We start from the raw sequence: 23,870 nt of genomic DNA, 5'->3' as shown, positions 1-23,870 counted from the left end.
ACCGGAATGACTATGAACAATAGTAATACCTACGACTACATCATTATTGGTGGGGGTTCCGCAGGTTCCGTGCTGGCCGCCCGGCTGGCTGAGCAGGCAGATCTGAAGATCTGCCTGATTGAGGCTGGAAGTCGCGATGAGACCCCACGCATCCAGACGCCTGCGGGAACCATTACCCTGTATAAAAGCAAAAAGTTCAGCTGGAACTTTTATTCAACGCCACAAAAAAGCTTAGGGGGGCGACAACTCCACGTCCCGCGCGGCAAGGCGCTGGGGGGGTCCTCATCCATGAACAGCATGATTTATATTCGCGGATTACCTTCTGATTATGACCGCTGGGAACAGCAAGGTTGTGAGGGATGGGGCTGGAATAATGTCCTGCCCTGGTTCAAACGCTCGGAAAAGAATCTGTTGTCTCAGGATCCGGCATATCATGGTTTTAGCGGCGAATTACTGGTTGATAAACCGCGCGATCCCAATCCGGTATCAGCGCTGTTTGTTGCGGCGGGCAAGCGAGTCGGATTAGCGGAGAACACCGACTTTAACGGTAAATCGCTGGCAGGTGTCGGGATTTATAACGTTACGCAAAAAGATGGCAAACGGTTATCGAGCTATCGCGCATTTTTGCATCCCCATATTGGTCAAAGCAATTTGACGGTCATGACCGACTGCACTGTGCAAACGTTGATCATTGAAGACAAAGTGGTCAAAGGCGTGCGTATTACTGAGCATGGCCGCGATCACCCCACGTCAATTTTGTGCCGCCAGGAAGTCATCCTGTCAGCAGGCTCCATTGGCTCACCGCATATTCTGTTGAAGTCAGGCATCGGGCCTGCCGCCGAACTTGAAGCCGCAGGTATTCCGCAGGTGCACCCTCTTCCCGGCGTGGGTAAAAATCTTCAGGATCATCTGGATGGTCTGGTCACCGTGCGGTCCGGTAACCCGCTAACGCTGGGTTTTTCCCTCGCCGCCTGGAAACCGATCCTGACCTCTCCCTTCAACTATCTGTTTCGCCGCAAAGGTTGGTTAACCACCAATTATGTAGAAGCGGGTGGTTTTGCCGCGACAAAACTCAGTAGCGATGAACCCGATATTCAGTTCCATTTTGTGCCGGGTTATCGCAGCCACCGGGGGCGCTTATTTGAATGGGGCCACGGCTACGCGATTCACACCTGCGTGTTACGCCCGAAATCGATCGGCGCGTTGCAGTTAACGCGCGATGGGCAAATTGCCATTGATTTTAATTTCCTCGCCGACCCTGATGACGCCAGCGTGCTGGTTGAGGGGATAAAAGTGGCAAGGAACATTCTTGCTCAGCCGGAATTCGCCGCATTGCGGGGTGAAGAGATGCTGCCGGGCAAACATATTCAGACTGACGAACAGCTGCATCAATACGTCAAAGAATATTGCGCCACCGTTTTCCATCCAGTGGGCACCTGCAAGATGGGCCGGGATGAAATGAGCGTTGTCGCACCGGATACCCTCAAAGTGTATGGCGTGGAAAATTTGCGCGTGGCTGACGCATCAATCATGCCATCGCTTATCAGCGGCAACACCAATGCCCCTTCAATTATGATTGGCGAACGTGCGGCAAGCATGATCCTGCAAGGAACGCCGGTAGCTGGCACCGAGACGAATAAGGAGAACGCGTATGCATAATCGTGATTACTGGCAAGGTCTGCTTAACCAACAACGCTTTAGCACACATGCCCTTATCGGGGGTAAACCTTACATCGCCAAAGCGGAGAAAACCTGGGCGGTAGTGAATCCCGCCACCAATGCGGTGTTAGCGGAAGTCACCGCTTGCCAGGCTGAGGATATTGACGCAGCGGTGGATTCCGCCCGCCAGGCGTTTACCTCTGGCATCTGGTCCGGGTGCCCGTTAGCGCAACGCAAAGCGGTGCTGCGCAGGCTGGCAGAGCTGATGCTGGAGCACCGGGAAGAACTGGCGCTGCTGGAAAGCGTCAGCATGGGGAAACCGGTGCTCGATGCCTATAACGTTGATGTGCCGGGGGCTGCCCATGTGATTGCCTGGTACGCAGAAAGTATCGATAAGATTTATGACGAAGTCGCCCCGACCCGTCCAGGAACGCTGGCAACCATCACTCGTGAGCCTGTCGGCGTTGTGGCCGCCATTGTACCGTGGAATTTCCCCCTCGATATTGCTGCCTGGAAAATCGGACCGGCCCTGGCCGCTGGAAACAGTGTAATCCTGAAACCCTCGGAGAATTCGCCTTTCACTGCACTGAAACTGGCAGAACTGGCGCTGGAAGCCGGATTGCCTGCCGGGGTGTTAAACGTTGTTACCGGGCTGGGGATCGAAGCCGGTGCCGCGCTGGGCCTGCATAACGATGTTGATGTGCTTACCTTTACCGGTTCAACCGCAGTGGGCAAAGCCTTTATGGCCTATTCCGGCCAATCCAATTTGAAGCAGGTGTGGCTGGAATGTGGTGGCAAAAGCGCCAACATTATTTTTGCCAATTGCCAGGATCTCGATTTAGCCGCCGAAAAAGCCGCCTTCGGTATCTGTTTCAATCAGGGTGAAGTTTGTTCAGCCAACTCCAGATTATTAGTTGAACGTAAGATCTATCCCGACTTTATGGCGAAGTTGATCACGAAGTTGCACAGCTGGCAACCTGACCATCCACTTAACCCAAATGCGAGGATGGGCGCGATGGTTTCGACTGCGCATAAAGATAAGGTGATGGATTTTATTCAAACCGCGGTGACTCAGGGCGGTATTGTGCGCACTGGTGGCGAGCAACGCGAAATCGAGACAGTCGCTAACTACATCCTGCCGACGGTGATTGAGATTGAAAGTGAAAACGTTAACTTATGGCGTGATGAAGTGTTCGGTCCGGTGCTCGCGGTAAAAGTCTTTGATGATGAGTCGGAAGCCATCGAACTGGCGAATAATCATATTTACGCCCTTGCCGCGTCAGTATGGTCTGACGACCTGAATCAGGCGCATCGTGTGGCGCGCAAACTGAACGCCGGGACGGTGTCGGTCAACACCGTTGATGCGCTGGATGTGACCGTTCCGTTTGGTGGCAATCAGCAATCGGGTTTTGGCCGCGACCTGTCTTTACATGCCTTTGATAAATTCACCAAATTAAAAACCACCTGGATTGAATTACGTTAAGTACCACTGACGTTGGCTCTACCCGCAACGGGTAGAGCCACAATTTAATGGCTGCTGACGGCCGGAGTTAATTCAACGCTGCGGCAATAATCCATAAATAACCGCGTCGGCCGCGTGGGTTCATTATTTTGCAGATAAGCCATAATCAGCGTCGATGCCGCCATTTCATCGACAATATCCAGTTGCACCAGGCGCTGCCCATCGTATGTCATATCCGAACAGGGCCGGGTCACCAGCACCGAAAAGCCCAGCCCCTGCCCGACCATGCACCGCACCATTTCAATTGACGGTGAGCTATAGGCCACTTCAGGGTAATAACCATTCTCTTTGAAAATGCTGATAAAGTAATTTTTGCTGGGTACCGCATCCAACAGGATCATCGGTTCGCTTGCCAGTTCCTGTAATGTCACCGCACTTTTTTTCGCCAGCGGATGAGCCGCCGGTAGCAGCGCATAGGGTTTATGCGGCGCATTCAGCGGTTCTTTCTGAATCGCGTTGTCCAGGTCAAGATCGTAGAGAAATGCCATGTCAAAACGGCCACGATGTAAACCGTGCATCAGCTCATGCTGTTCACCGTCGTACAGCTGAATATTGATTTCTGGATAGAGTTTTTTGAAACCTGCAATCAGCTTGGGCATATACAGCGGAGCCGCCGATTCAAAGCAACCCACGGCGATGGTGCCGCAAACCAGCTCATTTTCTGCGCGTGAACTTTGCTCAAACTCATAGGACAGCCGCAGCAACTCCTTTGCTTTATCGTAGAACCGCCTCCCACTGGAGGTGAGCGATACGCCCTGCGCATGATGGCGAATGAATAGCTGCTGATCAAAAGCGTCCTCAAGGTTTTTGATGGCGACCGAAATCGAAGGCTGGGCGATGTGCAGCTGACGTGACGCTTCGGCGATGCTTTCGGTCTCAACCACAGTGACGAAATATTTAAGTTGCTTGAGCGTGAAATGTGTCATGAGAAAACCATTATAGAAATATTGTCAGGTGAAGGTGCTACATAGCTTTAGGCTAATCAATGTGGATCAAGCAAGTGCCATGCCATGTATTCGCGATCGCGACAGCATTCTTAAACGGGAAAAGTTTGATATTCGTGAGGGAGGTAGCGGGTTTTTACTGCACTGTGAATCATCAGTAAACCAGCCCTGCCCCCTGGTTGCACCTTATCAGGGCAGAGGGATCTGATCACGCACCAGACCACGCAACCAGCGATGCGCCGTATCATTTTCCAGCCGCGGATGCCAGAACTGCGAAACGGTCATCTCCGGGGTACTGAACGGTAGCTCAAAACTCACCAGCGCCGGGCTGGCTTTAATCAGCGGGTGACAGAGAAACAGCGAACGAGGCACCAGCGCCACCAGATCAGAGCCTTGCGCAATCGCCACTGCGGTGGAAAACGCAGGCACCACGGCGGCAATCTGCCGGGTGTAGCCCGCTGCCGCCAGTGCATCATGGATCGGTCCGCCCAGTTCACCACGGCGTGAAGCCACGATATGCCCCCAGGCAGCCAGTTCGCGCAACGTCACCTGCTGCGCCAGCGGATGCCCCTGGCGCACCACACCAACAAACCGATCGCGAAACAGCGCCTGCATGCGGATTTCCGGCCCCATATTGCCGAGCACGCCGATCTCCAGATCGACCCGCCCTTCACGTAAATCGCGTGAACTTTTTTCCGGCTTCGCCACAAAGTTCAGCCGCACACGCGGCGCAACCTGCGCCACCGCGTTGATTAAGGTGCTACCGAAAGCCTCGACAAATCCCTCATTGGTGCGCAGATTAAAAACCCGATCCAGCGTCGCCAGATCCAGTGCTGTGGCTGCCGGTTGCAGCACCGCGCGCGCCTCACTGACGCTATGCTGGGTTCGCTGCCGAATTTCCTCGGCGTACGGCGTCAGCACCATATTGCGCCCGGCCCGCACCAGCAACGCATCACCTGTGGTGGCGCGTAACCGCCCCAGCGTACGGCTCATGGCAGACTCACTCAGGCCAAGACGGCGCGCAGCCCCCGTCACACTGCCTTCAGTCAGCAGCGCATCAAGCGCGAAAAGAAGATTCAGATCGGGTTCAGTCATACTTCATCCTCTCTGATTAGTGCTGCGGAAACAAGGCGTTTACTGCAGGTTATCAATGCACATACTGCGCGTTCCGCCTGCTATCCAGCGGCGCTACACTCTTGCTGTAACGTTCATTACAGGAGAGAACCTTATGACCCCTTCAGCAACCCCACGCGTTTTACTGATTGGTGCCTCACGCGGGCTGGGCTTTGCCCTGACTGAGACCATGCTTCAGCGTAGTTACCATGTGGTGGCGACCGGACGCCAGCATTCCACCGCATCACTTGAGTCTCTCAACCAACGCTATCCAGATACCCTGAGCGTAGAAAGCGTGGATATCACCCTGCCAGAACAGGTTAGCGCCCTCAAGCAGCGCCTGGGCGATCGTCAGTTCGATATGTTGTTCGTCAATGCCGGTGTGAAAAATAAGGATGGTGAAACCATTGCCGATGTCTCCACTGACGAATTTATTCGCGTGATGGTCACCAACGCGCTCAGTCCGCTGCGCGTGATTGAAACCTTCAAAGACAATGTCAGCGCTGACGGCACCATTGCGGTGATGTCATCCGGCCAGGGTAGCATCACCAATAACACCAATGGCAACTACGAAGTCTATCGCGGCAGCAAAGCCGCTCTGAATATGCTGATGCGCAGCTTTGCCGCGCGTCATCAGGATGATAGGCGTACCCTGCTGCTGCTGGCGCCAGGCTGGGTACGTACCGATATGGGTGGTCCCGAAGCACACCTGAGCATTGAAGAGAGCATCCCCAACCTGCTGAATACCATGGAAACATGGCGTGGTCGCACCGGATTACATTATCTCGATTATCTTGGCCGCGAGGTGCCGTGGTAACCCCCTTAACCCAGTTTGTGCAGCACCAGCTGACGGAGTTTGTTGCGCATCCAGCGATGGGCCGCATCCTCGCTCCCCGCCTTATGCCACAGCAGCGATAACCTGTAATCAGGCATCGCTACCGGCACCGATGCCGCGCACAGTTCATAACGTTTGCACCAGCTGCTGACCAGCCCTTGTGGCACAGTGGCGAATAGCGGCATACGGTTCAGCATCATCGGTAATGCGGAGAAGTGCGGCGTGACAAACCTTACCCGGCGGGCAACTCCCTGTTGTCTCAGTTGCTCATCGAGCGCACTTTCGCTGACGCCGCGATAGGACACCAGCACATGATCGTGCTGAACGAAATCAGCCAGCGTCAGCGGTGAAGCCAGCCGAATCTGCCGGTTATCCCACAAGGTGCAGAAACCCGCGCTGGCAATATCTTCACGCAACAAATCGCGGCTGCTTTCATTGCCGACCATTACCGCCATATCCGCCTGCTGCTTCTCCAGCAGCGGGATGGCCTGCCAGGGATCGGCAGCCAGCACCGTAACATCCACCTGCGGCGCTGCTGTCATCAGATCCGCCAGTAAATCCGGCATCAGCCATTGCTCGACCCAGTCACTCATGCCGAGGCGAAAGCTGTAACGATCCTCCTGCGGGTTAAACGCTGGCGTACTAAAAATTGCCTGCTGTACACCCTGCAATAATGGCGCAATTAACTGTATCAGCTGTTCCGCGCGCGGCGTCGGCGTCATGCCGTGCGAGGCACGTATAAACAGCGGGTCGTCAAACATCTCACGTAAGCGTTTCAGTGCCGCACTGACGGCAGGCTGTCCAAGATACAACCGCTGCGCTGCGCGGGTAACGCTGCGCGTTTCGTACATCACCAGCAGCAGCACCAGCAGATTAAGATCGACGCGAGTTAAATCATTTTCATTGATGATTTTCATGATTTTAATCGATTTAGATAATGCTTCAGGCTTCAGTATAGTGGCGTCATTAACTGACCGGGAGCAAATTATGCCAATCCGTGTAGGCGACTGCCTGATCGCGAAAGTGACCGAACAAACCGCAGCAGTTCCGTTTAGCGCGCTCTTTCCAGAGAGCTGCCATGAAATGTCCAGCGCAATAGCACAACAAACGGCTGAATTGTCGATCCACAGCTGGGTGGTAAGAAGCGGCGACGACATCATCATTATCGATACTGCCACTGGTAATCAGCGCGAACGAGACCATAAGCCACAGTTTCATCAGCTGCAAACCGATTATGCCGCACGCCTGGCACAAGCCGGTGTGCAGCCGCAGGATGTCACACTGGTACTGATGACGCATATCCACACTGATCATGTCGGCTGGAATACCCACTGGCAGGAAGGACGCTGGCAGCCGATGTTTCCGCATGCGCGTTACATCTGTTCCGCACTGGAGCTGGAGCGATGCCAAAACACCCCGGCGATGCAGGCGTTATATCTCGATAGCATTCTGCCGCTGATTAACAGTGGTCAGCTGGAGACGGTTGATGTCGATAATTCACCACGGTTTGCCGGTGTACTGCGTTATCTGCCTACTCCCGGCCACAGCAGCGATCATGCGTCACTCATGCTCAGCAGCCAGCACCAGCATGCGCTCTTTTCCGGCGACGTGATGCATCATCCAATCCAGTTTCAGTTCCCCCTCTGGAACTCGGTATTTTGTGAAGATAAAGCGCTGGCGGTGCGTTCGCGGCAACGGGCGATAGACTGGTGCCTGCAAAATCAGGCAATCTGGTTTAGTTCCCATTTTTCTGCCAGCTCATGCGGCAGGGTTTTACCTGCTGACGATGGGCAGCTTCACTGGATGCCGCTGGAGGCTGAACCGGATGCAATATGCTGATTATCTTCGTGCTTCGTTAAGCGACCTGACCCAGGCACTGAATCAAGGCACCACCACCTCTCGCCAGTTAACCGGGTTTGCCCTGCAACGTATTGCGGAAGCCGATCAAAGCGGCCCGCACTATAACGCCATTACCTGGCTGTTTGCTGACCAGGCACTGGCTGCGGCTGATGCCAGTGATGCGCGCCGCCGCCACGGTGAATCACCGGGTCGCCTCGAAGGTATCCCGGTGTTGATCAAAGATAACATCGAGGTACAAGGCTGGCCGACCAGCGCCGGTTCGGTGCTGTTACGCGCTGTCATTGCCGAACAGGACGCCCCGTTAGTGACGGCGCTGCGTGCCGCAGGTGCGGTGTTGCTGGGTAAGACGGCGATGCATGAGCTGGCGGCAGGGATTACTGGCGCATCCTCCCTCAGTGGTTTTACTGACAACGCCTGGCTGGCGGGCCATTCACCCGGCGGTTCCAGCAGCGGCTCGGCGGTGGCTGTCGCCGCAGGTTATGTTCCGCTGGCGATCGGTACCGATACCGCAGGCTCGGTACGCATTCCGGCCGCATTTAATCATCTGTATGGCCTGCGCATGACGCACGGTGCCATCAGCATTGACGGCATTGTGCCGCTGTCACCGACTCAGGATATTCCCGGCGCGCTGGTACGTCATGCAGCCGATCTGCGCCTTGCCAGTGAGATCCTGAGCGGGCAGCAGTTTGTGGGTGGTGAAGAACCCCTGCGTATCGGTTTGTGGCTGGAAGGATTTGCCGCAGAGGAACCGGCAATCAACCAGGCGATACGTGCTGCGGTGGCGGCGCTGACGGGAGAAAACGGCACGCAACAGGAGATTGCCTTCCCGCAGCTTGAAGCGCTCGCAACGGATGCCAGTATCATTCCCTGGGAGTTTGCCGAAGCGCTGGCAGACTGGCTGGCCGACAAACCGCAGGCCGAGGTGAGCACGCTCAGCGAAGTGGTCGCATCGGAGCGGCATCATCCTCAGCTGAAAGCGGTGTTTACCGCACGCGCCAGTCATCCAGGTAAGGCCAGTGAAAGCTATGCCGTCCAGCAGGTACGTCAGCGCACGCTTTATCAAACCCTCAGCCAGCTGTTTGCCCAGCGCAGGATTAACCTGCTGGCCTATCCGGTGGTCAAACATCCCCCGGTGAAACATGGCGAGTTACAACCCGGCAGCAACGCCCTGCTGGCTGCGGTAACCGGGGCACCCGCTATCAGCATCCCGGTGGGCTTCACTGCCCAGGGACTTCCGATTGGCATGGAACTGCTGGCATTGCGCGGACGGGAAGATCTGTTGCTCTATGCAGCAGCGCAGATGGCGGAGTTCGGCAGGTAAGGTTGTATGTGTATCGACCATTGCCACGACGGCAGCAATGGTCAACGTTTTGCGGATTACTGGCAGTTTGGCGCGCCAGCCACATTGGTGTTAGCCACCGCATTGATATTGGTAAAGGCTGCCGCGTTATTAGACGCCTGGAAACAATAGCTATCCGTGTTTGGTGCTTGCACCGCGAAGAAACAGGAGACGACATTCGCCGGAATAGTGATGTTGTGCAGTCCGTGAATAGCGAAAATTGTGGCGGTGGCCGCGCGGGTGGCTGCACTGTTCGGGTTTTTCCGGAAAGTAATCCCGGTATTAGGTGCCGTAACCTGAATCTGCGAATAGTTGGTACAATTGGCACTGAACGGCAGATCAACGGCGAATGCTGGCAGCGACATAGCAGAAAATGTACTCAGAATCACACCAGCCGTCAGGTAGTAGCAGATACGTTTTGTTTGCATGATATACGTCCTTTTCATCGATAGGAATCTGCAATAAATGCAGTGGTTTGTTGCAACATCACAACGTTGTAAAGCGAGACTACCTGGTGATTGAGAGTCAGATTTGCAGGAAATTTAAATTTCCGTTCAACATATATTTCAGATCCGTACTGCCGGATCCGAAAGCAATTTTAACCGGCGTACTCATACTGGAACCTGAAACAGAAAAAAAACGGCTATTTGATGAATTGCTCATCCTGGGCAGCGCCACCCCTTGTGCAAAATCGGTGACCGTCAGATACCAGGATATTTGCGCAACATCAAAATAATAAAACGTATTAGGCGCACCTTGCATGGCTAAGGCTGGATATTGTTCAACATAAAGCGCGACCGCCATATTAGCCGCATCCGAGACGGTAAAACTGCTGTCTGTGGTAATTTCCAGTTTATTAAAAATACTACTTTTGTTATAAGGATTACCGGAAGAAAATCCATACTGGTTATGTTGTACCGGAAGGACATTATATCCACCCAGGGTGGAGGGGAAAACAGCAACCGGTGGTTGTCCGGTAGTAAAAAGGACATTGGTATCCAGCGGCTGAGGCGTACTTCCCCAACCTAATCTAAAATCAGTTGGGTCCCAGCTGAATGATACTCCTCCACCATTATTTGTCCCATTCACCATCCAGACCAGGGAAGATTCATTCCCTCCCGAAGCATCGGCAAGAAATATCGCTATATATTGCGCTGCACCGCTGTTATTAATCACCTGCACCGAATAAGCCACGATTAGATATCCTTCTACCAGAAAACCTATTCGAAAACCAACCTGCTGCATAAACAGCAGATTGGATTTCTTAATCTTTTGCTGTGCAAAAACTAATTACCGCAAAAAGTGGCAATATCAGGAAACAGGAACAAACTGCAAGGTTTCATTGAGTTCAAATTTCAATGAAGTCACCCCATCAGCAAAGGAGAACTGGGTCGGACTGCTGACATAAGTACCTGATACAGCGACACCTTGCTTGGAATCCGTGGTGCAAATCCAATAGGTTGGGTGCGTATCAAACAGGAAATTCCCGTTGGGTTTACCTTGCATTGCAAATGCCGGTAACGAATTCATATACACCGCGAGGCTCATGGCTTTTGATTGTGCAACGGTAAATGTTGCATCGGTTGTCACCAGCATACTGCCGCTGGCAACGCTGGCATTGTTGAATGCCAGGGGCTGTGTCTGGAACTGGCCATTTGAAAACGTCACACCCATGGCATTATTTCCACCCGAGGCAGTCGGATTCATATTCTGTATTGGCCCACCAGAACTCCACTGCACACCGGGCGCGATTGGTTGTGCCGATGTACCCCAGTTTAATGCCCAATCAATGGTCCAGTTATAGGTGTTCGTATTTCCATCATTGATGGTTTGCAGCAGCCAGACTAATGGTAAACCAGCGATGAGATTAGGATAGGTTTGGTAAATTGCAACATTTGCAGCGCCGCCGCTGGAATTTAATACAGAGAGAGAATAGGAAGACATAAGTTGTTCCTTTCAGGTTGAGTTAATAACAATATCTGTATTCAGAGCCAATTTACAACGATGTTCCGAAGCGGAACGACCTTATTATCATCGTATTTTTTTATTGTGCAAACCCCCTTACCAGGCCTGCGCGAGGAAATATTTAAATAATTAACATGGGGTATTCAGATTTTTTCTGGAATTTTCAGCAAGGGAAGATTACGAATAACTCCCCCTTTTTCATAGGAGAGCATTTAAAATTTCATTATGCAGGTATATTTTTTAACAGAAAATAATGTAAAAAATACTTATGAATTTGAGTTAAGAGTGTAAATTTAATTACATGATTTTTAAGATAAAAAATATTTTTCCTTTTTCATATTGATTTTCATATGCTCTGAATTATCATTTTTCATAATGATTTGAGCAGCAAGCTGGTAAGGAAATCCGATGTAATGCACTTATGGCGAGAAAGCGTATGGCGAGCCGATGTAGTTAAATCATACTGTTATGTTGCAGGCAGCAAAGTGCTGACTTAAAAACCGTCAATAAACTGATAGAACGTTGCCCATTATTTGGGCAACGCGACACGCCTATTAGTTATTGAATATTAACCTTAATAAAAATATAAATTTTCAAAAAATAAAAATATCAACCATGTAATGACAAGCCCTTGATGGCTTTATCAACCGCTTTCTTCGGACCCCGTAGCGCGATGCCCACCAGATTCAGGTTATCTGCATCCTCGGCAAGGAAGACTTCGCGATTCGCCGCATCATGACCCGTGGAAAACATAGCGTGAACATAGGGAATGATGGTTAATTCGCGTTCCAGTCCCTGACGATGGGCGCGTTGCAGACCCGGCAAATCCCCGGCAAACACCAGCATCGGCTGCCCGGCCATATTGCCGTAATGACGTCCGCGAGCATCAACGTAAGGTTCGCCCATCATTTCTGGCGCAGCCGAGGCAATCCCGGTGGCCAGAAAGGCCACCACATTTAAGCGCTGCCAGGTGGCTAAATCATCACGTACGATCAGGGCGATTTTAGTATCAAACATCTGCAACAACTCCGTTCGGGTCAAAACCCTATCATAAACAGGAGCGAGGCAGGCGGTCTGGAACGTTTGTGCACTGACGCTGATAAGAGGCGGGTGTCATGCGATAAGCACGCTGGAACCAGCGGCCAAGGTGGCTCTGGTCAGAAAAACCCACTTGCAAGGCAACCTGAGCAGGTTCAACGCCCTGCGCCAGCAGGCTACGTGCGCTACGCAGCCGTAACCGTACCAGATAAGCATGAGGAGATTGCCCAAAGGCTTTTTTGAACTGGCGCGTCAGGCGAAAACGATCAATACCCGATAACCGCGCCAGCTCCTCGAGACCAATATCTTCCGCCATAAAATCGTGCAGATAATCACGCAGCAACTGCATCGGTGCCAATGTCTCAGTTCGCTGCAATCCCGGACGCGTATCGAGGTGACGTGACAACATGGTCAGCAGATGATCAAGGCTTTGGTCACGCGCCAGCCGTCCTTCGCCATGGTGCACCGCGTACCATGCCTGCTGAATCGCGCAGGCCAGCAGCGCATCATCGTTCAGGGTTGAGCGAAAAGCCGCTTCTATATTGGCAATATCACCCAGACCACGCCGCTGCATCATCTGTGCCACCCACGTTTGTGGCAGGTAAAGCATCACATAAGTGAAGCCTTCGGTATCCGGGGCATGACCATCATGCACCGCACCCGGTTCAATCAGAATCGACCGCCCCGGCGTGCTGGTATGCAATGCGCGGTGGCAGTTGAAACGCTGCAACCCCTGCTGCGTCACCCCCACCAGCAACTCATCATGATCGTGGGGATCGTAAGCGTGTCCGCAAAAATGGGCATTGACGCTTTCGATGCCAGTTTCGTCATCGCGGCGAAAATCGACCCAGTCCTGGCTGCTGGCGTTAGCGATTTTGGCTGGCATAACGGCTCCTGGCTGGCGCAATAGAAAAGAAACAAACTATATCAGGCCGGATAACAGCCACCAACTATTGGCAGCCCGCTCCCAACTCACGTAGCCAGTGAATCATCGCTTCACTGCCTGGCTGGCTCAGGGTGCGCTGTGGCCAGGCAAGAAAATAGGGTTTGCTGAGGGGCAGGCAGAGTTCATCAATCACCACCAGCTCGCCACGCGCCAGCTCCGGCGCGATCAGTCGCCGCTGCCCCAACAGCAATCCGGCTCCGGCCACAGCGGCATCAATCGCCAGCGAGGTGAGATTGAAGCTAAATGCAGGTTGCGGTGGCGGTTCGTCTATTCCTTTAGCCTGAAACCAGCTGCGCCAGTCAGGCAGGAAACGCCCTTCGTTACCCCAATCGAGATGAATTAAAGGTGCATGGCTGAAGATTTCTTCAGGTGCAAAGCGTTGTAACAAGGACGGACTGGCAACCGGCAGTACCTCATCATGAAACAGCCACTGCTTATCCAGCTGCGGATAACGATCCTCGCCAAAGCAGATAACAAAATCGGCGGGCATAGCGGTGAAATCCACCTGGGCATGGGTGCCATGCAACGACAGATCGATCTCCGAACAGCAAGCGCGCCAGCTCGCCAGCTGGGGCAACAACCATTTCGACGCCAGCGCCGGTAATGCATACACCGTTAACCTGGGGGCGCTGGCGGCATGGCGAATATTTTGCTGACCAAGGTGCAAAATATCAAAGGCTTCGGTGACATAGCGCAAATATTCCTTCCCGGTTTCGGTCAGCATCACGCCACTTTGCGTGCGCAAAAACAGGGCACTACCCAGTTGCTCTTCCAGCTGGCGAATCTGCTGGCTGACTGCAGCCGGTGTTAACGCCAGCTGGGCAGCCGCTTTTGCCAGGCTGCCCAGTTCGGCGGCCACTTTAAATGACTGGATAACGCTGATTTTTGGCAACCGCGGCGATTGGGCAGGCATTAAGTCTTCCTTATCAGGGTATTAAGTATTTATCGTTACACAGCTTTGCAGGTGACAGTTAGAGTAACATCACACCTGCTAATCATGAGAATTGTTGCTATGTCTGGCTCTCTTGTTCGTCTCGACCTGCATCCGCTGGCCGATCATGACTGGCGTCAACGCTGTCGTGAGCAATTAAACCAATCTGGCGCGCTGGTACTGCGTCAGTTTTTACAACCCGCAGCCTTACAGGCGATCATCGATGAAGGCCTTGCGCAGCGCCATCTGGCTTATCACACCCTCAGCAAACATAATGTTTATCTGATGAAGCCTGATGAGGCGTTCAACCCTGAGCACCCACGCAATCGTGATGTGATCAGTACCAAAGGCTGTATCACCGATGATGCCATCGCTGCCGAATCACCGCTGCGTCAGCTTTATAATGATGCCCTGTTCAAAAGTTTCCTGTGCGAGGTACTGGGTGAAGAAGCGCTCTACCCCTACGCTGACCCTCTTTCCTCTATCAACCTGCACTACGCACCCCACGGCCAGGAGCTGGGCTGGCACTTCGACAACTCCTCTTTTGCCATCACCTTATTAGTACAAAAACCGCTGGCAGGCGGTGTGTTTCAGTACGTGAAGGATCTGCGTGATGCCGACGCTGGCGAGATGAACTTTGCAGGTGTTGAGGCGGTGCTGGATGAACGCCAGCCGGTGGAAGCGCTGGCGATTGAGGCCGGTGATTTGGTGTTGTTTCGTGGCCGTAATTCTCTGCACCGCGTGACGCCTACCGAAGGCGACGTTACGCGGATGCTGGCGGTGCTGGCTTACAACACTCAACCCGGCATTGCATTATCAGAGACAGCGCGTATGACATTTTACGGCAGACTGTGAAATCAGGGCGTGTCCGCCAGGGCATGCCAGCCGCGCAGAAAGATTTGCTGCGTGCGGAAAGCCACTAACGCACGCCAGTCCGCATCGCTGGGCCAGAATCCTTCCACCAGTTGTTGCTTGATCACCTGGCCTGCCATACTGGCGGGGTCGCCATATAAATGCAGCCAATGATCTTCCCGCACTCGCTGATGCATATCTTCCCCCGGGTATGTCCCACATTCCACCACCAGCGGCAAAATCCGGGTGTCGGCGAGCACAGTCAGCAGGTATTGCGACAGATATCCCGTCGCCGTCGCGGTGACGCCCGTTGTGCTGTCACGTCCGGCTCCGGTAAACAACAAGGTCAGCCATTCCCCGTAAATTGCCTTACCCCAGTCATGCGCGGCATAACGCTGTTCCGCAATCGACAACAGCATCGGATGTCCCCAGGCCCCGGCACCGGTATGCAGGTCAAAACTGATGATGGTTTTCGCCGTCCGAAGATGTTGGTCGATGATCGCCGCCATGGTGTGATACGACCAGGACGGCTGATGACCACCAAAGAAAAAGCCTTCGGCAGCTGCGTACTGCCCTGCTTCCACCACACGTTTTACTGCCTGCCAGCCAACATTCCCGAGCGCTTCAGCCAGTTGTCGATCGGCGCTGTCACGGTCACCATGATAAATACCATGCCACTGGGCATAATCCGGATTGACTGGGGCCGGCTGGCTGAAATCGAGAAAATTACGGTTGAGGTCGATATTGTCTTCGTTGACGCGCCGCAAATGGGCCGCTCCCCAGGGATTGAGCAGATGAATCAGCAGCACCGCCGTGTCAGCAGGCAATGCCTTTTCGTCAAGCGTAGCCAGCCAGGCGATCTGACAATCTGAGCCATAGTAACCTTCCACACCATGCGTACCCGAAACCACTAGCATCAAACGTGATGCAGTGGTTGGCCCAACCCGGACGACGTCTGTGTAGAGTCTCTCCCCCTGCGGACCAGGAAGTGGATGTGCATAAGAAGTCACAACGGCATCTCTGCCTTGAGCAGCAGCCAGAAAGCGCGCCCGCTGGGCGCTGTATTGGGGTAATAACATATGATTCAGACTCCTGCGATTCGTCACGCCGGGATGATCAGGGATAAACCTTGAATTTAAAGTATTTTTTGGTCAGCTGATCATAGGTGCCATTTTTATGAATCTCCGCCAGTGCCGCGTTGATCATCTTCAGGTTTTCTTCATCCCCTTTACGCAACGCGATACCCACACCGTCGCCAAAAATCTTTTTATCGACCAGCGTGCCTTTGATGGCGTAGTCCTTGCCTTCCGGTTTGGTCAGAAATCCCTGTTCAGCGGAGACGGCATTGCTCAGGCTGCCATCAAGACGACCGGCCAGCAGGTCCGGATAAACCTCCATCTGATTGGGATAAGAGACCACGTTGACTCCTTCCGGTGCCCATTTGGTTTTGGCGTAAGTTTCCTGGATGGTACCCTGCGCCACACCGATGGTCTTGCCGCGCAGGGAAGCAATGTCGGTCGTCAGCTTGCTGGCTGAGGGGGCCAGCAACGCACTTGGCGTGTTATACAGCATGTCACTAAACGCCACCTGCTGACGGCGTTTATCGGTCATCGACATCGCTGACAGGATGGCATCAAATTTCTTCGCCTGCAGGGCGGGAATACTGCTGTCAAAACCCATTTCCACCCACTGGCACTTCACTTTTGCCTGAACACAGATAGCGTTACCCAGATCGATATCAAATCCCTGTAGCGACCCATCAGCCGCTTTTGATTCAAATGGCGGGAAGGTGGGATCAACACCAAAACGCAGAGTTTGCTGCGCCAGTGCTACCTGGGTAAAGGTAGTAAGCGAAAGCAATAACGCGAGGGATAAGCTCTTTTTCATTTTTATCTCCGGAATGCAGGTGAGTTTGAGCACGACACTCAGATTAAATAACATGCGCCCTGCCTTCCCACCAGCGAATATATAACTTCTATCCAGAGCAAAATCTTATATTATTTAATGGGTTAGGGAATTCTTTATACCGCATTAATATTTACTTAATGCCACAGTTCTCTACAGGCACAATCAATCATGCCACCGTCATTCAGAGGACAGGCATAATCTACCGGCTCATGTCTTTATCATTATCTCTTCAGCCATATTTCAGGATGAAACTTGTCCTTGCGCGATAATATACCGCTTATATTTATCTACGTAACCTCTCACTCGTGCAGATACAGGGAATTGCTTATCCCGAAAATGATGCCAAGGAAAATAAATGGACAACTTTATTAATGCCCTTTCGTCATTAGAAATAACCCGACGAGAGGGTAACAACCAGACGCAACGTCCGAGGCTGCAATTAGGAAATGTCCCCGCCGAACCTGTTTCAAATAAGCCAGAAACCTCATCTCAGGAAAAATACACCCCAGAGATTCATGGAGAAGATTTTAGCTATTACATGAAAAACCACAAAGAAGAACAAAAAATCTCACGAATATTCCGGGAAATTAACTTCGCCAATACCAGCAAGAGTCCGGGCGTTTATCGTGACATAATGAAGTTCGACGGCGACACTTTTATCGATATGAATTTTAATTTTGCATTTTTTCTGCAAAAAGGCAGTCAGTTAATCAGAAGCCTGATAAAAACAGAAAAAAGAGGCCTAAACTGGTTTAAATTTCAAATGGGGGATATTTGTTGGCAGGAAAGTATCATTGATGGTCTGAGACATGGAAAAAGATCAAAGATGATAGCCGTGGATATCTCGAACGTTAATTTAATTGGTGGTGCGTTAAAGAACTTTTCTATCAGCAACTGTGATAGCAAAATTATTAACAATATTGATTTCACTCATGCTTTTCTGGAGAATATCACTTTATCCGATGCACGAAACCAACCTTATAAACTGAGCAATGTCCGCTTCACCAATATGCATGCTATCAACGTAGAGTTTGATTCAGTCGAGTGCGTCAACGATGTTTATTTTATCAATACTTTTATTGATAAATTTATACCAGGGAAATTCAGCCAGTTTGACGGGGCCATATTTGGTGCATATCAACCTCGCAGCATCGGGTTGGACCCTGTCATCTTCTCCTGTGAAGAAAACATTCATCTTTATCTTAATGAAAGTCATGGTGCACTCTTTTTTAAAATCATTCATACAGTGCCCAATAACGCTGTCCAGCGAGACTGGATGGAGCAACTTCTGGATATGTTTAAAAGCGAGCCACTGTTATATCAGGTTGTTCTTAGCTCAAAGTCATTACAGGAATCACTGATGACTGAACTGACAAAGCCCTATCTCACCTCCTCATTAATGGTAAAAGAATTTCTCAGTAAATCATTGCTCCAGCATCATCAGCATGCCCTACTACGTGATACCGAATTGGCCGAAGCCTATTACCTGCTTTTCAATACGCTTGCCCATAACTTACCAGGATATGAATTCCTGATTTACCAGGTATGTAAGCTTTCACCGTACTGGCAGGATTTATTATACCAACAGGCACCTTTTCAACCTTTTCTTCATTATTTAAACGTCAATAACATTGACGCGTCCCGCTGCCATATCTTCTGTTATCCCCAGGCAGGAACCGCCTTATGCATTTCAGCAGAGGAATTCCAGCAACTCATCAATATCGGTAAAAAGCCGGAGAGTTTTTTACTGTTACAACATTTCACAGGTGATAATCGTGTTCAGCGCATTCCTTCCTTATATGAGGCACTCAATCCTCTGCTTAATATCTTCCCTATAATGCAGTCACTTTGGGGAGAACACGGAAAGAAAATGATCCCCATGATCAATTTCCTGTTTTCCTGGCGCACGGGTCTCAATGACATAGAGAAACACCGGGTCGAAGAGATCAGGCATTACATAATTTCTGTGCTGGAACGTAAGGCGACACAGAGAATGGATCTTACCTCGCATTGTGACGAGCAGCTTCTGGGAAAAGTCTTTTCTCCTTTTTTTAATGATAACGAGACCAGCGCTCATCAGGCGTCAAGGCATCGTCAGGAACTTATCTGGCTGATGCAGACGCATCTTTCACTAAACAGTTATGGACTGTGGGAAAACGACCAGAATGCTGTGTTTTATCGGCTAATGATACGATTGCTGACTGAACTCTCCTCTTCACGCCATTTTGGTGCTGACCAAACGTCCCCTCTGCCAACACGCATGCTGGCTGCGATGCTATGTATGGATGCAACCCAACCCACAACGTCTGTTATTGATAACAAAACCAGTGAAGCGTGGCAGCAACGCCTGTTACTACAGGATAGCGACACCCTCAATGACCTCGGTTCATTAGCAGACCAGATGGCGGCCTATCAAAGTCCTGGGTTCAGGGGTGACAAAATCGATGCAGCAAGCAGAGAACGCTATCCCCTGGCTTGATTGACAGCGCGACTCGCCGTTTTTATCAGACAGGATACTTCTTTATTTTTTCAGGACTTATCAAACAGGAAAAAAATGATTAATAATACAACCCCCTCCTTCACTCCTGTGGTATCTGCTACTACAGGGAATAATAGCCTCCCTCAGCCTGTCCCGATGGAGATTTATAATACTGATACAGTTCCAGCGTCAATGGCCGTGGTAACGGATAATGTCATGGATGTCGATCATGCGCCCGTACTGAATGACATTACCCCCGATAAATATGTTGCATACATGAAGAATGAGAGAGCTCATGAAAAATATCCGCGCACATTTCGCAATATAAAATATTCCCCCTCTGCGAAATATAACCCTAATGCATATCAGGGGCCGATGCACTTTGACCACGATAAGTTTATCGATGTGGAGTTTTATTGTTTTAACATCGGTGGAAAGGGAGTGGTAGAATTTAAAAACTGCACAATTGAAACCTCCAGCCACAAATTAAACTGGTTAAAGATGGATTTAACAAATACCAATTGGGAAGGATCGACAATCGATGGTTTATATCGAGGCTCAAGATCAGAAATAAGATCATGTTATTTCTCTGATGTTCAAATGCCAAAATGTACATTAAAGAACTTTAAAATATATGATAGTGATACGGATCGGATTGAACGATCAAACTTTAGCGATTCCACTATGGAAAATATGGTCTTTAGTGGTTGCATCAGCTGCGACTACACGAGATTTTATCTTTTTAAAGATACCCGTTTTTGTAACATGCAGGCAATCAATCTCACGTGGGATGCCGTAGATTGTGTGGAAAATGTTGACCTTACCAACGCTCAGATAAAAGAATTCACCCCGTCCGGAGGAACTAAATTAACCGGCGTGGAGTTTGGCGATTATCAAAAAGATGCAATCACGATAAACCCCGCGATGTTTAACTCGGAAGAGAAAATTGATCTTTATCTCGATAGCATTAACAACCATGAATCAGGCGCGCTGTTTTTAAATACCCTTGATTCGATTACCAACCTGGTGGTTAAATGTGATTTCGCTGAACAACTTATCAAAATGATTAAAAATGAATCGGTATTATCAGCCACCTATAACAGCTCGATAACACTACGACAATCCATCATGAGTCATTTGGCTAACCCAGCTTATGCCGCCTCACCTGAGATCCAGACATTTATCAGAGATGAATTATTAAAAGAAGATAATGATATCATAATTCCGGCGAACTTACGCCCCATGATGTATCGTGTACTTAGCTCGCTGGATAGTAGTAAATTGCTTGATCATCAATTTATGGTAAATCAGTTAATCACTGAATACCCATTGTTACGACAAAAATTTTATCAGCTAACACCGATAAATGAATTCATTAGGCATATAGAAGAAAAAATAATGATGCCGGATGAAAACTCACTGTATCATATTTTCTATCATCCTGACGACAGGAAAACCGCGTTATATCTTCCAGCAGCGGACTACAAAGATTTAATAGAATCTAACCAGGCACCACAACATTATTCGTTTCTGAAATTTCAACCTGGCGAGAACGATATCATTACTGATAAGTCAGCCACGGTTAAACGTCAAAGCCGCGTTCTTGGCGCATTCCCGGCTTTACATAATCTCTGGATTCGTGCCGCCGGGCTTTTCACGCCGGTCATTCATTCCCTGTTTGAACACGGCGACAAACTGGATACTGCACAAATGACGAGGGCCGCTGAGATCGAAAATCATTTGATTTTGATCATCAAACGCCAGGCCGATGAAAACGTAAGACTTACAGATGAAAAAGATGCGTGTTTGTTAAGCGAGATAATGGCACCTTTCTATATTGAAGGGGATCGCGCCAGGGGTTTACGCTGGCAACTGGTTGAACTGATACAACGACAATTGGGCCTGAAGAGAAAACAATTCTCAGTTCGCGAGCAGAAAATTATTGCTTTTATGATCATCATAAGAATGCTACCAGATATCTTCTCTACGCATTATTATTCAATAGAAAATATGTCTCCTTATGCGCCTCGTCAGCTTGCTAAAAAACTGATTGATGACCTTGTGGCCTATGCACCTGAGATCGTTGATGCGGCTGAAGCCACGGTATGGAGAAATCGCCTGGTGACAGACCAAACCAATGAATTTACCTGTTCTGCTGCATTAGCAACCAGAATGGGTAACTATCAGATTCCCGGCGATCGCGGTCAGGAGATGAATAAAGCCATTAAACTCTATTATCCTCTTAATTAATTTATCTCCTCTTTCAGGAAGAAACATCATGTCCGATATTTCTGTTAATGCCCTATCCTTACCCACGGCAACGCTCCCAGGAAATATTCAACCCGAGTCTTTGTCTGGTGTGGCGGTGAATAATATCTCAACTTCTCCTGCTTCAAATACACCACTCGTAATCAATACCCTGGATGCAGACAACATCATTGAACTGGAACCTATCACCGGTGAGACCTTTGTCGATTATATGCATAATGTCAGACCCCATGATCAACGCCCCAGAACCTTTCGCGGGCTGGGTTTTGGCTATGAGCGCGACTGCAAACCTGGTGCTTTTTACGAACCGCTGATATTTAATGGAGACAACTTTTCCGACTTAAACTTCCGAGGGCATTCCACTAACTACCGCATTGAAATGAAGAACTGCATAATCACAGCAGAACAAGATCAGTTAATTTGGTATGGGTCGAATTTTAAAAATTCCTGTTGGGAGGGCACCACAATTGACGGTTCATGTAAAGGACAGCAAGGTACTATCAGAGACTGTGAGTTATCCCAGGCAGAAATGTCTGGCTGTAAACTAAAAGACCTTCATATCGTAGACAATGCCTCATGCCAGATTGAAAAAACTAGCTTTTCTAATTGTGAGCTGAAAAATATAACTTTTTCCAATAATCTAAGGAGTCAGTATAAATTCAGGAACATTAGTTTCAGAGATATTCAGGCGGGAAAATTAGTTCTGGAAAGAGTTAATTGTCTGGAGAATGTGGACTTTACTAATGCAAAAATCGATAAACTCTCTCTGTTGGAAGGGACTAAATTAACCGGCGCGATATTTGGTGATGACGCATCTGATTTTATTAAACTCGATCCCGAGATGTTCTATGGCATCCCCCAGATAGACAGACATCTAAACAGCATTAACAACCCTGATACAGGCGCGTTGTTTTTCAATACACTCGCATCGATAAACAATAATGCTGTCCGCTGCACCTTTGCTGAGCAACTGGTCGCAATGCTTGATGGTGACGGTGTGTTAGCGGAAACCTATAAAAACTCTCCATCATTAAAGCTCTCATTTATTAGAGAGATGACAAATAACTGTTATACAAACTCAGAAATCATCAAAACCTTTATCGACCGTGAATTATTGAATCACAGCAGAAATGCATTACTTTCGGACAGCCCGCATGCAGATCTCACTGAACTGTTTATGAAATTGAAGCAGGAAGAACTACTCGATTATCAGTTCCCAATAAACCAGCTCATCAAGGCACACCCAGAATTGCGGGATAAGTTTTATCAGCAAACGCCGATTAAAGATTTTGTCAGCTTTATAGAAAAAACAATAATGATAGATAATGAGGATGCTCCCCATCATATTTTCTATAACCAGGAGAATAAGACCGCGCTTTATCTTCCGGCAAACGATTTCAGAGATCTGATTCGCTCCAGCCAGACACCGGAACGTTATGCCTTATTGCGTTACCAACCAGAGCCTGATAAGGAAGAAACCATTACGGATATCCCCGCAGCAATGACGGATCTTAGCAGCGTACTGGAAGATTTCCCTAAGTTGCACTCCCTCTGGAGCCGGTCCGGGGGCATTATGACACCGGTGATTCGTTTTCTGTTTTCCCATGCTCCCGGTCTTGAAAACCGGCAAAAAAACCGGGCCGCTGAGATTGAAAACCATATGATTTCCCTGCTGATGCGCAAAGTTGATGCATCAGCAAAACTCACAACAGGGGCTGATGAATCTCTGTTAAGCGAGATACTGGTCCCTTTCTATCTCGCTGAAAATGAAGACGACCGAAATAAAGCCAAAGCACTGCGCGGGCAGCTGATTGAATTAGCGCAACATCGGCTGCCGCTGAGTCGCAAAAAATTCTCTGATGCTGAGCAAAAAATTATCGCCGGGATGATCATCATACGTATGCTGGCTGACCTGTTTTCCACCCGTTTTTATGCGGAAGAAGAAAAATCGGCCTATGCCCCACGTCAGCTTGCCCGATGTTTGATTGATGATCTCAACACATTCTGGCCCGGAATAATTAATCCCGCTGATGCGGATGAGTGGAAGGAACGCCTGGTGCCGCAATTAAGCGATACTTTTACCTGCTCCGCGATTGTTGCGGGTATGGTCGCCAGCTACAAAATCCCTGGTGAACAGGGCACTGAGATCAGCAAGGCAATTAAACTTCATTACCCTCTGATTTAATAAATGCTTATGTAACCCGTAGCGGC

At 50.0% G+C, this 23,870-nt stretch carries 20 protein-coding genes; 9 read left to right on the top strand and 11 right to left on the bottom strand.

Annotated features, from left to right (window positions below; genetic code table 11):
* The first annotated feature begins 12 nt into the window (after positions 1-12).
* Entirely contained in the window at positions 13-1,659 is a 1,647-nt protein-coding gene (locus tag PW844_RS09690) for a GMC family oxidoreductase (RefSeq protein WP_299450739.1), read from the top strand.
* Entirely contained in the window at positions 1,652-3,142 is a 1,491-nt protein-coding gene (locus PW844_RS09685) for an aldehyde dehydrogenase (protein WP_299450738.1), read from the top strand. The genes PW844_RS09690 and PW844_RS09685 overlap by 8 nt, the downstream gene beginning before the upstream one ends.
* A gap of 44 nt (positions 3,143-3,186) precedes the next feature.
* Here PW844_RS09685 and PW844_RS09680 read toward each other — a convergent pair whose 3' ends face one another.
* Together PW844_RS09680 and PW844_RS09675 are read right to left on the bottom strand one after the other, a co-directional pair.
* Entirely contained in the window at positions 3,187-4,107 is a 921-nt protein-coding gene (locus tag PW844_RS09680) for a LysR substrate-binding domain-containing protein (RefSeq protein ID WP_299450737.1), read from the bottom strand.
* Between the two features lie 207 nt (positions 4,108-4,314).
* Positions 4,315-5,220, bottom strand: coding sequence for a LysR family transcriptional regulator (locus PW844_RS09675; protein ID WP_299450735.1), 906 nt, complete (start codon positions 5,218-5,220; stop codon positions 4,315-4,317).
* 133 nt (positions 5,221-5,353) lie between these two features.
* Between PW844_RS09675 and PW844_RS09670 the strand changes: the two genes are divergently transcribed.
* Complete coding sequence (locus PW844_RS09670) at positions 5,354-6,055, top strand: SDR family NAD(P)-dependent oxidoreductase (protein WP_299450734.1); 702 nt, start codon at positions 5,354-5,356, stop codon at positions 6,053-6,055.
* Positions 6,056-6,060: 5 nt separating this feature from the next.
* Here PW844_RS09670 and PW844_RS09665 read toward each other — a convergent pair whose 3' ends face one another.
* Positions 6,061-6,990 carry a LysR family transcriptional regulator gene (locus tag PW844_RS09665; RefSeq protein ID WP_299450732.1) on the bottom strand — a complete coding sequence of 310 codons (930 nt, stop codon included), beginning with the start codon at positions 6,988-6,990 and terminating at the stop codon, positions 6,061-6,063.
* Between the two features lie 70 nt (positions 6,991-7,060).
* Between PW844_RS09665 and PW844_RS09660 the strand changes: the two genes are divergently transcribed.
* Both PW844_RS09660 and PW844_RS09655 read left to right on the top strand, forming a co-directional pair.
* On the top strand, positions 7,061-7,912 hold the full coding sequence (locus PW844_RS09660; protein ID WP_299450731.1) for an MBL fold metallo-hydrolase: 852 nt from the start codon (positions 7,061-7,063) through the stop codon (positions 7,910-7,912).
* A complete protein-coding gene (locus PW844_RS09655; protein ID WP_299450729.1) occupies positions 7,899-9,254 on the top strand; it encodes an amidase in 1,356 nt (451 codons plus the stop codon). The genes PW844_RS09660 and PW844_RS09655 overlap by 14 nt, the downstream gene beginning before the upstream one ends.
* 56 nt (positions 9,255-9,310) lie before the next feature.
* Here PW844_RS09655 and PW844_RS09650 read toward each other — a convergent pair whose 3' ends face one another.
* The 6 genes from PW844_RS09650 to PW844_RS09625 all read right to left on the bottom strand — a co-directional run bounded on the left by PW844_RS09650 (position 9,311) and on the right by PW844_RS09625 (position 14,134).
* Positions 9,311-9,700 (bottom strand): hypothetical protein, encoded by a 390-nt coding sequence (locus tag PW844_RS09650; protein ID WP_299450728.1) that lies wholly within the window; start codon positions 9,698-9,700, stop codon positions 9,311-9,313.
* Between the two features lie 97 nt (positions 9,701-9,797).
* The gene (locus PW844_RS09645) at positions 9,798-10,466 is read right to left on the bottom strand and encodes a hypothetical protein (RefSeq protein WP_299450727.1); all 669 of its coding nucleotides are present in this window, start codon (positions 10,464-10,466) and stop codon (positions 9,798-9,800) included.
* Between the two features lie 117 nt (positions 10,467-10,583).
* On the bottom strand, positions 10,584-11,216 hold the full coding sequence (locus PW844_RS09640) for a hypothetical protein (RefSeq protein WP_299450725.1): 633 nt from the start codon (positions 11,214-11,216) through the stop codon (positions 10,584-10,586).
* A 630-nt stretch (positions 11,217-11,846) separates the two neighbouring features.
* Positions 11,847-12,254: a DUF2000 domain-containing protein gene (locus PW844_RS09635; protein ID WP_299450724.1), complete on the bottom strand. Its 408-nt coding sequence runs from the start codon at positions 12,252-12,254 to the stop codon at positions 11,847-11,849.
* A gap of 31 nt (positions 12,255-12,285) precedes the next feature.
* On the bottom strand, positions 12,286-13,161 hold the full coding sequence (locus PW844_RS09630) for an AraC family transcriptional regulator (protein ID WP_299450723.1): 876 nt from the start codon (positions 13,159-13,161) through the stop codon (positions 12,286-12,288).
* A 64-nt stretch (positions 13,162-13,225) separates the two neighbouring features.
* On the bottom strand, positions 13,226-14,134 hold the full coding sequence (locus tag PW844_RS09625; RefSeq protein WP_299450722.1) for a LysR substrate-binding domain-containing protein: 909 nt from the start codon (positions 14,132-14,134) through the stop codon (positions 13,226-13,228).
* Positions 14,135-14,233: 99 nt separating this feature from the next.
* On the opposite strand from PW844_RS09625, the gene PW844_RS09620 reads away from it, so the two are divergent.
* Positions 14,234-15,007 (top strand): 2OG-Fe(II) oxygenase family protein, encoded by a 774-nt coding sequence (locus PW844_RS09620; protein ID WP_299450721.1) that lies wholly within the window; start codon positions 14,234-14,236, stop codon positions 15,005-15,007.
* Between the two features lie 2 nt (positions 15,008-15,009).
* Here the strand turns inward: PW844_RS09620 and PW844_RS09615 are convergent, their stop codons facing one another.
* Both PW844_RS09615 and PW844_RS09610 read right to left on the bottom strand, forming a co-directional pair.
* A complete protein-coding gene (locus tag PW844_RS09615) occupies positions 15,010-16,083 on the bottom strand; it encodes a DUF2817 domain-containing protein (RefSeq protein WP_299450720.1) in 1,074 nt (357 codons plus the stop codon).
* A gap of 37 nt (positions 16,084-16,120) precedes the next feature.
* On the bottom strand, positions 16,121-16,891 hold the full coding sequence (locus tag PW844_RS09610; protein WP_299450719.1) for an ABC transporter substrate-binding protein: 771 nt from the start codon (positions 16,889-16,891) through the stop codon (positions 16,121-16,123).
* Between the two features lie 376 nt (positions 16,892-17,267).
* On the opposite strand from PW844_RS09610, the gene PW844_RS09605 reads away from it, so the two are divergent.
* The 3 genes from PW844_RS09605 (at position 17,268) to PW844_RS09595 (ending at position 23,844) form a co-directional block, all read left to right on the top strand.
* Positions 17,268-19,391 (top strand): hypothetical protein, encoded by a 2,124-nt coding sequence (locus PW844_RS09605; protein ID WP_299450718.1) that lies wholly within the window; start codon positions 17,268-17,270, stop codon positions 19,389-19,391.
* Positions 19,392-19,466: 75 nt separating this feature from the next.
* Complete coding sequence (locus PW844_RS09600; protein WP_299450717.1) at positions 19,467-21,641, top strand: hypothetical protein; 2,175 nt, start codon at positions 19,467-19,469, stop codon at positions 21,639-21,641.
* 28 nt (positions 21,642-21,669) lie between these two features.
* Positions 21,670-23,844 carry a pentapeptide repeat-containing protein gene (locus tag PW844_RS09595; RefSeq protein ID WP_299450716.1) on the top strand — a complete coding sequence of 725 codons (2,175 nt, stop codon included), beginning with the start codon at positions 21,670-21,672 and terminating at the stop codon, positions 23,842-23,844.
* The last annotated feature ends 26 nt before the right edge of the window (positions 23,845-23,870 follow it).

Source organism: Pantoea sp., from assembly GCF_028283705.1.
Taxonomy (GTDB): Bacteria; Pseudomonadota; Gammaproteobacteria; order Enterobacterales; family Enterobacteriaceae; genus Pantoea.
This window is presented reverse-complemented; position numbering and strand designations above follow the sequence as displayed.